The organism is Bacteroides sp. HMSC067B03 (genome assembly GCF_001811315.1).
Classification (GTDB): Bacteria; Bacteroidota; Bacteroidia; order Bacteroidales; family Bacteroidaceae; genus Bacteroides; species Bacteroides faecis.
The window spans coordinates 1-257 of record NZ_KV804385.1 but is presented as its reverse complement, the minus strand read 5'-3'; the positions used below and the strand labels follow the sequence as shown (position 1 = coordinate 257).

The following is a 257-nucleotide window of genomic DNA, read 5'->3' as shown; positions in this document are numbered from 1 at the left end:
CGGAAGAATGGACGGATTCTAAAAGTGGGGAGAAGCGTAACCGCATTGTGATGGTAGCCACCAAGTTTTATCCGGCTCCGGAAAAAGAAGAAGAAAAACCGGATCAGCCTAAACAGAAGGCTGTCTCTAAAAAGAAAAAAGCAAGCAAATGATTGAAGCGGCCTAGTGCCGCTTTTTTTTGCTACATATCCGAGAGTGTTTTTGCGTTCACGCAGTATTCTTCCCCACCCTCCCCTTCATCGGAATGACTGTTCTCA

General features: G+C 45.9%; 1 pseudogene. It reads left to right on the top strand.

Features of this window, described 5'->3' with window-relative positions:
* Window positions 1-152, top strand: a pseudogene (locus HMPREF2794_RS29590) (single-stranded DNA-binding protein); the annotation flags it as partial.
* Window positions 153-257: the final 105 nt, after the last annotated feature.